A 12483-nucleotide genomic window follows, 5' to 3' on the forward strand; every position below is an offset into this window, starting at 1 on the left:
CAGCCGCCGGGCCGGCCCGGAACCCCCGCCCCCTCGCGTCAGGAGATTCCGTGAGCGCCGCACCGATCCTCGAACCGGGGACGCACGAGCCGCCCGACTACCAGCAGGTGCAGTCGAGCGCGGAATTCGACGAACTCCGCCGCGCACACCGCTCGTTCGCCTTCCCGCTCACCGTCGCCTTCGTCCTCTGGTACCTGGTGTACGTCGTGCTGTCGAGCTACGCCGGCGGCTTCATGGCCACCAAGGTCGTCGGCCACCTCAACGTCGCCTTCGTCCTCGGCCTGGCCCAGTTCGTCACCACCTTCCTCATCGCCTGGTGGTACTCCCGGCACGCCGCCCGCAAGCTCGACCCCCGCGCCGAGGCCATCAAGTCCCGCCTGGAGGACGGCGCATGAGCCCCCATCAGCAGTTGTCCGCCGTCCCGCTCGCGGCCGGCGGCGCGGGCGAGCACCGCCCCCTGATCATCACCCTCTTCGCCGTCTTCGTCGCCGCCACCCTCGCCCTCACCGTCTGGGCCGGCCGGCAGACCAGGGGCGCGGAGGACTTCTACGCCGGCGGCCGTCAGTTCAGCGGCTTCCAGAACGGCCTGGCCATCTCCGGCGACTACATGTCCGCCGCGTCCTTCCTCGGCATCGCCGGCGCCATCGCCCTCTTCGGCTACGACGGCTTCCTCTACTCCATCGGCTTCCTCGTCGCCTGGCTCGTCGCGCTGCTCCTGGTGGCCGAACCGCTGCGCAACTCCGGCCGGTTCACCATGGGCGACGTGCTCGCCTACCGGATGCGCCAGCGCCCGGTCCGCACCGCCGCGGGCACCTCGACCATCGTCGTCTCGATCTTCTACCTGCTCGCCCAGATGGCCGGCGCCGGTGCGCTGGTCACCCTGCTGCTGGGCATCACCAGCGAGACCGGCAAGATCCTGGTCGTCGTCCTCGTCGGCATCGTGATGATCCTCTACGTCACCATCGGCGGCATGAAGGGCACCACCTGGGTCCAGATGATCAAGGCGGTGCTGCTGATCGCCGGCACCCTGCTGATCACGTTCCTGGTGGCGCTGAAATTCCACTTCAACATCTCGTCGCTGCTCGGCGCCGCGGCGGAGAACAGCGACAAGGGTGCCGCCTTCCTGCAGCCCGGCCTCAAATACGGAGCCACCGCCACCTCGAAGATCGACTTCATCTCGCTGGGCCTGGCACTCGTCCTGGGCACCGCCGGCCTGCCGCACATCCTCATCCGCTTCTACACGGTCCCCACCGCCAAGGCCGCCCGGAAATCCGTGAACTGGGCGATCGGCATCATCGGCGTCTTCTACCTGATGACCATCGCGCTCGGCTTCGGCGCCGCGGCCCTGATCAAGCCCGGGGACATCGAGAAGCCGGGCAACACCGCCGCCCCGCAGCTCGCCGAGGTCATCGGCGGCGGCGCCGGATCCACCGGCGGCGCCGTCCTGCTCGCCCTCATCTCCGCGGTCGCCTTCGCCACCATCCTCGCCGTGGTCGCCGGCCTCACCCTCGCCTCGTCCTCGTCCTTCGCCCACGACATCTACCTCAACGTCCTCCGCAAGGGCGAGGCCACCGAGAAGGAGGAGGTCGGCGCGGCCCGCTGGGCGACCGTCGGGATCGGGGCGGTCGCCATCGTGCTGGGCGTCTTCGCCCGCGGACTGAACGTCGCCGGCCTGGTGGCGCTGGCCTTCGCGGTCGCCGCGTCCGCCAACCTCCCGACGCTCCTCTACAGCCTGTTCTGGAAACGCTTCACCACCCGGGGCGCGCTGTGGTCCATCTACGGCGGCCTCGCGTCCTCCGTCCTGCTGGTGCTCTTCTCGCCCGTCGTCTCCGGCAAGGACACCTCGATGTTCCCCGGCGCGCACTTCGCCGTCTTCCCGCTGGAGAACCCCGGCCTGATCTCCATCCCGCTGGGCTTCCTGCTCGGCTGGCTGGGCTCACTGCTCTCCAAGGAGGAACCGGACGCCAAGAAGTACGCCGAACTGGAGGTCCGCTCCCTGACCGGCACCGGAGCGCACTGAGCGCCGATGAGTCATCCGTACAGGGCCCGGGCGGGGCGGTGTCGTAGAGATCTACGACGCCGCCCCGCCCACCTCGTGCTTCTCATCTCTGCTCACTGTCGGACCCATCGCGTAGTCTCGAAGACGTACTGATCGACCAGCGGACGACGTACCGGTCCGTCGCTCTCGGGGAGGGGGCCCTGTGCTCATCGACACTTACGGCCGCGTGGCCACCGACCTGCGGGTTTCGCTCACCGACCGGTGCAATCTGCGCTGCACGTACTGCATGCCGGAAGAGGGCCTGCAGTGGCTCGCCAAGCCGGACCTGCTCACCGACGACGAGATCGTCCGGCTGATCACCATCGCGGTGCGCGACCTGGGCATCGAAGAGGTCCGCTTCACCGGCGGCGAACCGCTGCTCCGCCCGGGCCTCGTCGGCATCGTCGAGCGGGTCGCCGCCCTCACCCCGCGCCCCCAGATGTCGCTGACCACCAACGGCATCGGCCTGCAGCGCACCGCCGGGGCCCTGCGCGACGCCGGCCTGGACCGCGTCAACGTCTCCCTGGACACCCTCCGCCCGGACGTCTTCACGGCCCTCACCCGCCGCAAGCGGCACGACGACGTCCTCCGCGGCCTCGAAGCGGCCCGCGAAGCCGGTCTGACCCCGGTGAAGGTCAACACCGTCCTGATGCCCGGGCTCAACGACGACGAGGCCCCCGACCTGCTCGCCTGGGCCCTCGCCCACGACTACGAGCTCCGCTTCATCGAGCAGATGCCGCTCGACGCCCAGCACGGCTGGAAGCGAGACGGCATGATCACCGCCGGTGACATCCTCGCCTCGCTGCGCACCCGCTTCGAGCTCACCCCCGAGGGCCAGGAAGCCCGCGGCGCCGCACCCGCCGAGCGCTGGCTGGTCGACGGCGGACCGCACCGCGTCGGCGTCATCGCCTCCGTCACCCGCCCGTTCTGCCGCGCCTGCGACCGCACCCGGCTCACCGCCGACGGCCAGATCCGTACCTGCCTGTTCGCCACCGAGGAGACCGACCTGCGCGGCGCGCTGCGCTCCGGGGCGCCGGACGACGAGATCGCCCGGATATGGAAGCTCGCGATGTGGGGCAAGAAGGCGGGCTCCGGCCTGGACGACCCGTCCTTCCTCCAGCCCGACCGCCCGATGTCCGCGATCGGCGGCTGAGCGGCGACAACCCGCGCCCGGCCGTCAGCGGCCGCCCGCCGACGCCTCCCACTCCTGAAGCGCCACCACGTCCTTGAGGAACCCGCGCACGCCGAGGAACTGCGACAGATGCTCCCGGTGCTCCTCGCACGCCAGCCAGGTCTTGCGGCGGTCCGGAGTGTGCAGCTTCGGGTTGTTCCACGCCAGCACCCACACGGCGTCGGACCGGCAGCCCTTGGCCGAACAGATGGTGACGTTCTCGGCGGAGTTCGGGGAGTTCACGCCTCAACCCTACGTCCGCCCGCGGCGGCGCCCGACCCGGCTGCGGACATGACGACGCCGGGCAGCCACGGGGGGAGCCGCCCGGCGTCGGTCTGTCGCTCCGACGGGGGATGCGGAGCGCGTACGCAGTATGTCACGGGGAATGGTGCGCAGTGCACCGGAACTCCATGATTGATCTGAGCTTTTCTTGAGCTTTGCAGACCGGTAGGCGATCAGCCGAGGTCGGAGTCGGATGCCGACGGGCTCGCCGCGGGCCGTTCCGGAACGGAATCCGACGTACCGTCGGTCGGCCCCGGCGTCAGCATCGGCCGGCTCGGCCCCGCCACGAACGTCTTCGGCAGCGAAGGGACGTTCTCCCGGCCCGCGTTGGCGATCACCACCGCGATGTACGGCAGCGTCAGACCCAGCACCAGCGTGGCGATGGCCACCGGCCGCTCGACGTTCCACAGCACGACGGTCAGCAGTACCGCCACGGTCCGCACGCCCATCGAGATCACATACCGGCGCTGCCGGCCGCGCACGTCCTCGGTCAGCCCCTGCCGGGCCCCCGTGATCCGGAAGGCCTGGCCGCTGCTCTGCTTCCGCACCACGTTTCCCTCACCCGCTTCGGTTCCGCCGGAATTCACCCCGGTTTCCGGTCGGATTCCACGGTACGCCCAGGCTGCGCCGCATTCGAGACCGGGGCCCGCCCGCCGCGGCCCGGCTCCGGCGTGCGCTGCGGCCGGGGCGGAGCGACACTGGCGGGGCGACCCGCACGTGCGACCTCATGTGCACCGCGCCGTCAGAGGAGGCGACATGACGTGGTTGTGGGCCATCATCGTGGGCCTGGTGCTGGGCCTCATCGCCAAGGCCATCATCCCGGGCAAGCAGCAGATCCCGCTGTGGCTGACCATCATCTTCGGCATGCTGGGCAGCGTCCTCGGCAACTGGGCGGCCACCGGTCTCGGAGTCAACGAGACCAAGGGCATCGACTGGGTCCGCCACCTGCTGCAACTGGTGGGCGCGGTCATCATCGTCGCCGTCGGTGACCGGCTCTGGGTCTCCCTGCGCGGCCATCGCAAACACGCGACCTGACAGAACACGCGACCTGACAGAACCTGAGAGAACCTGAGGGAACCGGAACGCAACGACAGGAACACCGGGGCGGCCGGCGCGCACCACGCGCACCGGCCGCCCCGTCGTCGTACGGCTTCCTCAGCGGCCCAGGAGGTGGGCCAGCTTCCGCCCCGCCTTGAGGTACACGTCCCCGGTCGCCTCCGCCAGCTTCTCGGCCAGCACCTCGCCCAGCGGACGGATCGCATCGGCCTCCGCCAGCACCACCGTCCGCTGACCGTCCGCGCCCTCGACGACCAGCCGCAGCGCGTTCTGCTTGGCCAGCCGCCGGGCCGCCGAGGCGCTCGGCGTGAACTCCAGCACCTTGCTCAGCACCGTCGCCACGGTCTCCGCGCCGTGCTCGGCGACCTCGACGACCGGCAGCGACTCCACGTCCGAGAACGACTTCTTGGAGAACTGCGCGATGAACCCGGCCCGCGCCGCCATCGCCGCGTCCAGCCCGTAGAGCGCCGCCACCACCTCACCCGCGAGGATCTTCTTCAGGTCCATCGGGTGCAGCGAGCGGTCCGTGACCCGGCCCAGGGCGAGCGCGATCTCCTCGTCCGTCCACTCCGTCCAGGCCTTGAGGTACGGCTCCATCAGCCGGTCCGGCACCGACATGATCTTGCCGAAGACATCGTCGGCGGGCGCGCCCAACCCGACGTAATTTCCCTTGGACTTGGACATCTTGGCGCCGGTGCCGTCCGTGCCCTCGATCAGCGGCATGGTCACCACCAGCTGCGGCCGCTGCCCGCGCAGCTCCATCAGCTTCCGGCCCATCTGCAGATTGAGCAGCTGGTCCGAACCGCCCAGCTCCACATCGCACTCCAGCGCCACCGAGTCCAGGCCCTGCGCGATCGGGTACAGCAGCTCGGTCATGGTCAGACCCGAGCCGGCCGCGAGCCGGTTGCGGAAGTCCTCGCGTTGCAGCAGCTGCGAGGCCGGCACCTGCGCGAGCAGCGACAGCAGCTCGGGGAAGGTGTACGGCGCCAGCCACTCGCTGTTCTGGCGGAAGCTGACCTTCTCGAAGTCGAAGAACGGGCGGACCTGTTCGCGGTACGTCGCGAGGTTGTGCGCGATGTCCTCGTCGGTCAGCGGCGGCCGCTCGGCCGTACGGCCCGACGGGTCACCGATCTTGGCGGTGAAGTCACCGATGATCAGCGTGACGTCATGGCCCAGCCGCTGGAACCGGCTCAGCACGATCAGCGGAACCGCATGCCCCAGATGCACATCGGTCGCCGTCGGGTCGATGCCCAGCTTGATGTGCAGCCCCCGGCCGGCCGCCCGCCGTTCCTCGATCCGCTCGGCCAGCTGCTCCACACCCGGCAGCACCTCGACCGTACGGGACGCGATCAGCTCGGCCTGCTCCTTGGCGGGCAGGTCCGTCAGGTCGAGAGAGCGCCGCGCACCCGTCTCCTGGAGCAGCTCCCGGACCGTGGCGTCCGAGGAGAGGTCGGCGGAGAGCAGCGTACTGGCGCGGGCGACGGATTCGCCGAGGCGTGTCATGGCGTTCCTGATCGATCGTGGTTCCCGAAACGGGAGGACAGACGCACAGTCTATTAGCCCCCTGTGACAGTCCCGCCGCCCTGCCCGCGCGCCCGCCCGGTCGTCCGCCGGCCCGCCGCACCCCGGCTCACGGCACCACCCCGGCCCGCCTCACACGCCCCGGCTCACCGAGCTCATGTTGAAGTCCGGGATGCGCAGCGCCGGCATCGCCGCCCGGGTGAAGTAGTCGCTCCACTCCCGCGGCAGGGTCCGCTCCGTACGCCCCGCCTCCACCGCCCGGGACAGCAGGTCCACCGGCGACTCGTTGAACCGGAAGTTGTTGACCTCGCCGGTCACCTCGCCGTTCTCGACCAGATAGACGCCGTCCCGGGTCAGCCCGGTCAGCAGCAGCGTCGCCGGGTCCACCTCGCGGATGTACCACAGACAGGTCAGCAGCAGCGCCGGCCCGTCGTGCCCGGCGGACGCCACCATCTCCTCCAGCGAGCGCGAACCGCCGCCCTCCAGAAGGAGGTTGTCGATACCGGGCGCCACCGGCAGGCCGGTCAGCCCGGCGCTGTGCCGGGTGGCGACCAGCCGGTTCAGCACGCCCTCGCGCAGCCACTCGGTGGCCGCCAGCGGCAGCCCGTTGTCGAAGACCGACGCGTCGTCGCCGGAGGAGTGCGCCAGCACGAACGGCGCGCACTCCAGGCCGGGCGCCCGCGGGTCGCTGCGCAGGGTCAGCGGCAGCTCGCTCAGCCGCTCACCGAGCCGGGTACGGTCCGCCGGCCGGTCCGCCGGCCCGCCCTCGCCCTCGGCCGGCCGGGAGAAGACCGTACGGCCCTCCGCGGCGTCCCGGGCCCCGGACGACCACATCTGGTAGATCAGCAGGTCGGCGACCGCGGTCGGCGGCAGCAGCGTCTCGTACCGCCCGGCGGGCAGCTCCACCCGCCGCTCCGCCCGGGCCAGCCGCCGGCCCAGCTCGGCGTCCAGCTCCCGCGGATCGACGTCGCCGAAGTCCCGGGTCGCCCGCCCGGCCCAGGCCGAACGGGGCGCGGCCGCCACACCGGGCGCCGCCGCCTTGGCGTTCAGCTCCAGCGTCCCGGTGGGCTGGTCGTGCCGCAGCCGCAGCCCGGCCGAGGTGCCCAGGTACGACGAGACCACGCCGTGCTGCGCGAAGCCGTACAGCTCGCGTCCGCCCGCCCGGGCCTGCCGGAAGGCCTCGCCCAGCGCCGGGGCGAACGCCGCGAACACCTCCGAGGAGGTCTCGGCCGGCGCGTCGGTGAAGTCCGCGGACGCCTTCTCACCGCCCACCAGCGGCTGCGCGTCCTCGGCCGGCCCGGCGTCCCGCGCCGCCGCCTCCGCCGCCCGTACCAGCGGCTCCAGCTCGTCCGCGGTCACCGCCGAGCGCGAGACGACCCCGGACGCGGTGCCCTCCGCGCCGTTCACGGTGGCCACCACCGTGAGGGTCCGGCCCCGGGTGACCCCGTTGGTGGTGAGCGCGTTCCGCGCCCAGCGCAGATTGACGTCGGAGTGCTCGTCGGCGATGACGACGCACCCGTCGGCCCGGGACAGCTCCAGGGCCCGCTCGACGATCTCGTGCGGCGCAGTGGTACGACGGCTCATCGACACGCCTCCTGAATGGTGGTCACGACGCCGACGCCCCCGAAGAGGGCCGACGGGCACCCGAGCCTATCCACCGGGCGGCGCGCTGCCAGGGGGCGTGACCGGGGGAGACGCGTCACGGACTGCGGCCTGGGGGAGGCAGCCGGCTCAGTATGATGCGCCACTCTCAAGATGGCTCAGCATGCGCGAAAGGGCGCTGCTCGCCTCGCTGCGGTTCTGCTCCTGCGTCCCCGTTCTGTCCACCTCGGCATTCATGACGTAATCGCCCTTACGGCCGGTGAGGTACGTGTAATAAATGTCGGCCTCTTTGCCATTCGTGTCCGAGGTTTGGTGGCCTTCCTCGGCCACCACGTCATCAAAGCCGCTCAGCCCGGGAACGTCGACCTCGTGGACATTCTCAAGTCGCATTTTCCCTGATGTCACCGTCGGGCAACGCTGCAGAGCATCACGCTCCTTGGCCAGGCTGTACTCGGCCGAACCCGCTGCCTTGTACACGGTGGTCTGCGAATAGGTGAGGACCGTCGAGTCCGAGGTCCGGGACCAGCGCGCCAGGGAGGCAAACGCATTGTTGATCGGCTGAGCAGCCGCATTGCAGTTCTGGTCGGTAGAATTTTGGGACAAAGTGCTGTCCTCATACGGGTCCTGTGCCACATACCCGCTGCCCCAGTCCGCAGGCTTCAGCGTCACACGTTTCACGACGGCATTTGCTGCCACAGTCGATTCGACGCTCGGAAGGCTGGACGGTTCTCCGGAATTCGCGCCGGGACCCTTTCCGGCGCGCAGGGTGAAGGCGAGCGCGACACCGATTCCCACGACGGCGATGCCGGCGCCGACGAGCACCGGCGGAGTGCGCCACCAGGGGCGGCGAGGCGGCGGGGTGGGCACCTGCGCGTGCCCGGGCAGCGGGCCGCTCGGAGGTCCGGCAGGCGGGCCGGTCGGTGGTGGGGAGCTCACGTGCGTCATCTACCACCGGCGGCAAAGGCGCCCCGGCGCCGCGCACGAATTCACCTGACTGACCGGCGAAGGGCACGCGAGCAGATCCGCGACGGGCAAGGTGGCCGCGCCCCCGCCGGGGGCCGGCACGGGCCACCCGTCACGCGCGGCCCGCCTCGCTCGAGGTGTGGAGGATGTTCACGTTCCGGAACAGCGCGGACGGACAGTCGTGGGACACCGCCGCGACCTGCCCCGGCTGCGCCTTTCCGCAGTTGAAGGCCCCGCCCAGTACGTAGGTGCCGGGCCCTCCCACGGCCTCCATGGAGCCCCAGAACTCCGGGGTGATGCCCTGATAGGCAACGTCCCGCAGCTGCCCGCACAGACGGCCGCAAGCTGCGTGGGCTCTTCTGTGCGCGATCCGGCTATCGCCGCGAAGGTGAGGTCCTGATCAGCTTCCGCAGCCGCAGCCCGTTGCGGTGGTCGCCTCGGCCCGCTGGCTCGTGCAGCAGGCGTCACCGGCCGCGTTGGGGTCGGCGCTCTTGCCCAGCGTGTCGGCGTCGGCCTTGACGACGTACACCTCCCACGGCTCCTGGCCGGGGCCGTGTACCCAGACCTTGTCCTGAAGGGCGTAGCAGCACGAGGTGTCGTTCTCCTCGAACGTGGCGAGCCCCGCGTCCTTGAGCCGGGAGGTCGCTGCGGCCACCTGCTCCGTGGACTCGACCTCCACCCCAAGGTGGTCGAGACGGGTTTCCTGGCCGGGCTCGCCCTCGATCAGTACGAGCTTGAGCGGTGGCTCGGCGATGGCGAAGTTGGCGTAGCCCTCGCGACGCTTGGCCGGTTCGGCGCCGAACAGCTTCGAGTAAAAGGTGATCGACGCTTCGAGGTCGCTGACGCGCAGGGCGAGCTGTGCACGGGACATGGCGGCGAGACTCCCATCGGCTTGCATTGATGCCTGTCGATGCAACATTGCGCCTTGGATTGAAGACTGTCAACATAGAGACATGTCGAATCAAGAGCTTGTGGTGCTCGACCAGACCGGAGAGATGGGTGCATGCTGCCCGGGCCTGCTGACAGCGCCCCTCGATGAGGGCCAGGCCGTAGAACTCGCGAAGGTGTTCAAGGCACTGGGCGACCCGGTGCGACTGCGTCTGCTGTCGATGATCGCCTCGCGCGCCGGGGGCGAGGTGTGCGTGTGCGACCTGACTCCGGCGTTCGACCTGTCGCAGCCAACGATCTCGCATCACCTCAAGCTGCTTCGGCAGGCCGGCCTCATCGACTGTGAGCGGCGCGGCACATGGGTCTACTACTGGCTGCTTCCCGAGATGACCGATCGCCTTGCGGGCATCCTGACGCGCCCCGCTGGTGAGCCCCTGCCCGCCCCTGCCGAGGCCGCCGGGGCTGCCTCGTGAGCACCGTGCCCGAGCAAGCTGTCGCCGGCCGCCTGTCGTTCCTCGACCGCTACCTCGCCGTCTGGATTCTCGCCGCGATGGCTGTCGGTCTCGGCCTCGGCCGTGTCGTACCCGGCGTCGGTGACGCTCTCGCCGAAGTCACCGTGACCGGGGTATCGCTGCCCATCGCCCTCGGCCTGCTGGTGATGATGTACCCGGTACTCGCCAAGGTGCGTTATGACCGGCTCGACACCGTCACCCGTGACCGACGCCTGCTGCTGCCCTCGCTGCTGCTGAACTGGATCGTCGGACCGGCGGTCATGTTCGCGTTGGCGTGGCTGTTCCTGCCCGACCTTCCCGAGTACCGCACGGGCCTGATCATCGTGGGGTTGGCCCGGTGTATCGCCATGGTCATCATCTGGAACGACCTGGCCTGCGGCGACCGGGAGGCCGCCGCCGTCCTGGTCGCGCTGAACTCGGTGTTCCAGGTGATCGCGTTCTCGGCCCTCGGATGGTTCTACCTGTCCGTGCTGCCCGGATGGCTTGGGCTTGAGCAGGCCGGCCTTGACGTGTCCGTGTGGGAGATCGCCCGAAGCGTGCTGATCTTCCTCGGAATCCCTCTCGCTGCCGGGTACCTCACGCGCCGGATCGGCGAGAAGGCCAAGGGGCGCGCATGGTACGAGACGACGCTGATTCCGCGGATCGGGCCGTTCGCCCTGTACGGGCTGTTGTTCACGATCGTTGTCCTGTTCGCGCTGCAAGGCGACGCGATCACCTCGCAGCCGCTCGACGTCGCACGCATCGCGCTGCCGCTGCTGGTGTACTTCGCGCTCATGTGGGCCGGTTCCATGGCACTCGGCCGCGCCACGGGACTCAACTACGCGCGGGCAACGACGCTCGCGTTCACGGCCGCGGGCAACAACTTCGAGCTAGCCATCGCGGTAGCCATTGCCACGTTCGGCGCCACCTCCGGGCAGGCCCTCGCCGGAGTGGTCGGCCCCCTCATCGAGGTACCGGTGCTGATCGGCCTCGTCTATGTGGCGCTCTACGCACGCCGCTTCTTCACCGCCTCCGCACTCGTGACTGAGGAAGGCCCCGCCCATGCCTGACACCGCCCTGCCGTCCGTCCTGTTCGTCTGCATCCACAACGCCGGCCGCTCCCAGATGGCCGCCGCGTTCCTCACCCACCTCGCGGGTGACCGCGTGCAGGTGCGCTCTGCCGGGTCCGCCCCCGCCGACAGCGTGAACCCCGCCGTCGTGGCGGCGATGGCCGAGGTGGGCATCGACGTGTCTGCCGAGACTCCCAAGGTGCTCACAGTTGAGGCCGTGCAGGCGTCTGACGTGGTGATCACGATGGGCTGTGGGGACAGCTGCCCCGTGTTCCCCGGTAAGCGGTACTTGGACTGGCAGTTGGCCGATCCGGCCGGACAGGGGATCGAAGCCGTCCGGCCGATCCGCAACGAGATCGAAGAGCGTGTTCGTGGGCTGATCAACGAGATCGCCTCCGCCGACGGACGGTGACTTCCGCTCGACGTTCATGAAGATGAGGGCCCCACCTTGAGGAGGTGGGGCCCTCACTCTGATTGCCTTCTGTCTGCTACCGGGAGCCGTAGCCTCACGATGAACTGCGGAGTGCTCCACAGACTTCCAGGGCGGTCGGCCGGTCGGCCGGGTCGCGGCTCATCATCTGTTCAATGAGTGGGCCCAGGGGGCTCCGCACCGTGATCGGTCGGTGCGGAGAATCCACGATGGCTCGCCGCTGTTCCTCCCGGCTGGCGTCATCCGGGTAGGGCACGTGGCGCCGGCCGGTAGCAGAAAGAAACAAATGGTCCTGGGCCCGGCATCGTTGATCCCCTCAGCGACGGAGGGTCGACCCCCGAAGGGAGGCCGGCCCCAAGGACGGGTGGAGACTATCGACTGTCAGCTGTAGTAGTCGCGTCCGTCGTCGGAGTCCCCGGACGGCGGTTGCCGCCCTGGCCGTCGTCCTCGTCCTCACCGCCACGAACGATGGCGGCACGCTTCAGCGCGTCCTTGAGCGTCAAGGCTGTTGCCTCCTCAAGTCACCGGCACGGGGCTTTCCCCGGTCCGCCGTGCACTTGCTCACCCGCCCGGCCGTGCATAACCGAACGGGAATCATTGGGCCCACTCGCCGACTTCCTCTCCCGAATACCGCGCAAGGCCCAGCGCGGGTGCGCGCACCGTCGGTACGTTCGTCCGAGTCGCTGATCTGCGCAGCATGAGCGTGGGGCGAGGTGGCAAGCGGCGGGCACTCCGCAGTACACGCCGAAGAGCTTCCGGCGCTTTTTCGTGTCTGAGGCCATCCACGCTGCTATCCCGCTGTTCGAGATTGCGGCTTGGGTGGGGCATCGCTCGACCAGGACGACGGAGCTGGTCTACGGGCACCTTGTGCGTCGCGCCATGGAGCGAGGCGCCCGCACCATGCAGGACCGCTTGGGCCTGAAGCCGGCTCCCTTCACGGGCCTCATCGTCCCGCCTCAGCTGACCCCCTC

General features: G+C 69.8%; 13 protein-coding genes and 1 pseudogene. 7 read left to right on the top strand and 7 right to left on the bottom strand.

The window, feature by feature from the left end; translation table 11 throughout:
* Positions 1–50: 50 nt before the first annotated feature.
* The 3 genes from ACFV1J_RS24820 (at position 51) to moaA (ending at position 3191) form a co-directional block, all read left to right on the top strand.
* Positions 51–395: a DUF485 domain-containing protein gene (locus ACFV1J_RS24820; RefSeq protein ID WP_385861405.1), complete on the top strand. Its 345-nt coding sequence runs from the start codon at positions 51–53 to the stop codon at positions 393–395.
* Positions 392–2020, top strand: a complete 1629-nt coding sequence (locus ACFV1J_RS24825; RefSeq protein ID WP_385861407.1) for a cation acetate symporter — start codon at positions 392–394, stop codon at positions 2018–2020. Before ACFV1J_RS24820 ends, ACFV1J_RS24825 begins: the two co-directional genes overlap by 4 nt.
* Positions 2021–2201: 181 nt before the next feature.
* Entirely contained in the window at positions 2202–3191 is a 990-nt protein-coding gene (gene moaA / locus ACFV1J_RS24830) for a GTP 3',8-cyclase MoaA (RefSeq protein ID WP_385861409.1), read from the top strand.
* 24 nt (positions 3192–3215) lie between these two features.
* Here moaA and ACFV1J_RS24835 read toward each other — a convergent pair whose 3' ends face one another.
* Together ACFV1J_RS24835 and ACFV1J_RS24840 are read right to left on the bottom strand one after the other, a co-directional pair.
* Entirely contained in the window at positions 3216–3452 is a 237-nt protein-coding gene (locus tag ACFV1J_RS24835; RefSeq protein WP_385861411.1) for a hypothetical protein, read from the bottom strand.
* 212 nt (positions 3453–3664) lie between these two features.
* On the bottom strand, positions 3665–4039 hold the full coding sequence (locus tag ACFV1J_RS24840; protein WP_385861413.1) for a DUF3099 domain-containing protein: 375 nt from the start codon (positions 4037–4039) through the stop codon (positions 3665–3667).
* A gap of 208 nt (positions 4040–4247) precedes the next feature.
* On the opposite strand from ACFV1J_RS24840, the gene ACFV1J_RS24845 reads away from it, so the two are divergent.
* Positions 4248–4526 carry a GlsB/YeaQ/YmgE family stress response membrane protein gene (locus ACFV1J_RS24845; RefSeq protein ID WP_385861415.1) on the top strand — a complete coding sequence of 93 codons (279 nt, stop codon included), beginning with the start codon at positions 4248–4250 and terminating at the stop codon, positions 4524–4526.
* Between the two features lie 120 nt (positions 4527–4646).
* Here the strand turns inward: ACFV1J_RS24845 and tyrS are convergent, their stop codons facing one another.
* The 5 genes and pseudogenes from tyrS to ACFV1J_RS24870 all read right to left on the bottom strand — a co-directional run bounded on the left by tyrS (position 4647) and on the right by ACFV1J_RS24870 (position 9504).
* The gene (tyrS, locus tag ACFV1J_RS24850; RefSeq protein ID WP_385861417.1) at positions 4647–6050 is read right to left on the bottom strand and encodes a tyrosine--tRNA ligase; all 1404 of its coding nucleotides are present in this window, start codon (positions 6048–6050) and stop codon (positions 4647–4649) included.
* A 150-nt stretch (positions 6051–6200) separates the two neighbouring features.
* Positions 6201–7652: a metallopeptidase TldD-related protein gene (locus ACFV1J_RS24855; RefSeq protein WP_385861419.1), complete on the bottom strand. Its 1452-nt coding sequence runs from the start codon at positions 7650–7652 to the stop codon at positions 6201–6203.
* A 147-nt stretch (positions 7653–7799) separates the two neighbouring features.
* Positions 7800–8492, bottom strand: coding sequence for a hypothetical protein (locus ACFV1J_RS24860; RefSeq protein ID WP_385861420.1), 693 nt, complete (start codon positions 8490–8492; stop codon positions 7800–7802).
* Positions 8493–8745: 253 nt separating this feature from the next.
* Positions 8746–8973: pseudogene (locus tag ACFV1J_RS24865) on the bottom strand (TldD/PmbA family protein); the annotation flags it as partial.
* A 60-nt stretch (positions 8974–9033) separates the two neighbouring features.
* Positions 9034–9504, bottom strand: coding sequence for an ArsI/CadI family heavy metal resistance metalloenzyme (locus ACFV1J_RS24870; protein ID WP_385861422.1), 471 nt, complete (start codon positions 9502–9504; stop codon positions 9034–9036).
* 82 nt (positions 9505–9586) lie between these two features.
* On the opposite strand from ACFV1J_RS24870, the gene ACFV1J_RS24875 reads away from it, so the two are divergent.
* From ACFV1J_RS24875 to ACFV1J_RS24885, 3 genes are read left to right on the top strand one after another with little or no spacing between them, the layout of a single operon-like run.
* The gene (locus tag ACFV1J_RS24875) at positions 9587–9994 is read left to right on the top strand and encodes an ArsR/SmtB family transcription factor (RefSeq protein WP_385861425.1); all 408 of its coding nucleotides are present in this window, start codon (positions 9587–9589) and stop codon (positions 9992–9994) included.
* Positions 9991–11082 (top strand): ACR3 family arsenite efflux transporter, encoded by a 1092-nt coding sequence (gene arsB / locus ACFV1J_RS24880; RefSeq protein ID WP_385861426.1) that lies wholly within the window; start codon positions 9991–9993, stop codon positions 11080–11082. Before ACFV1J_RS24875 ends, arsB begins: the two co-directional genes overlap by 4 nt.
* Positions 11075–11494, top strand: a complete 420-nt coding sequence (locus ACFV1J_RS24885; protein ID WP_385861429.1) for an arsenate reductase ArsC — start codon at positions 11075–11077, stop codon at positions 11492–11494. The genes arsB and ACFV1J_RS24885 overlap by 8 nt, the downstream gene beginning before the upstream one ends.
* Positions 11495–12483: the final 989 nt, after the last annotated feature.

This window comes from Streptomyces sp. NPDC059649 (assembly GCF_042734445.1).
Lineage (GTDB): Bacteria > Actinomycetota > Actinomycetes > Streptomycetales > Streptomycetaceae > Streptomyces.

Coding starts and splice junctions, on each gene's coding strand:
- ACFV1J_RS24825 (WP_385861407.1), top strand. CDS start 392: ATGAGCCCCCATCAGCAGTTGTCCGCCGTCCCGCTCGCGGCCGGCGGC.
- ACFV1J_RS24845 (WP_385861415.1), top strand. CDS start 4,248: ATGACGTGGTTGTGGGCCATCATCGTGGGCCTGGTGCTGGGCCTCATC.
- tyrS (WP_385861417.1), bottom strand. CDS start 6,050: ATGACACGCCTCGGCGAATCCGTCGCCCGCGCCAGTACGCTGCTCTCC.
- ACFV1J_RS24855 (WP_385861419.1), bottom strand. CDS start 7,652: ATGAGCCGTCGTACCACTGCGCCGCACGAGATCGTCGAGCGGGCCCTG.
- ACFV1J_RS24870 (WP_385861422.1), bottom strand. CDS start 9,504: ATGTCCCGTGCACAGCTCGCCCTGCGCGTCAGCGACCTCGAAGCGTCG.
- ACFV1J_RS24875 (WP_385861425.1), top strand. CDS start 9,587: ATGTCGAATCAAGAGCTTGTGGTGCTCGACCAGACCGGAGAGATGGGT.
- ACFV1J_RS24885 (WP_385861429.1), top strand. CDS start 11,075: ATGCCTGACACCGCCCTGCCGTCCGTCCTGTTCGTCTGCATCCACAAC.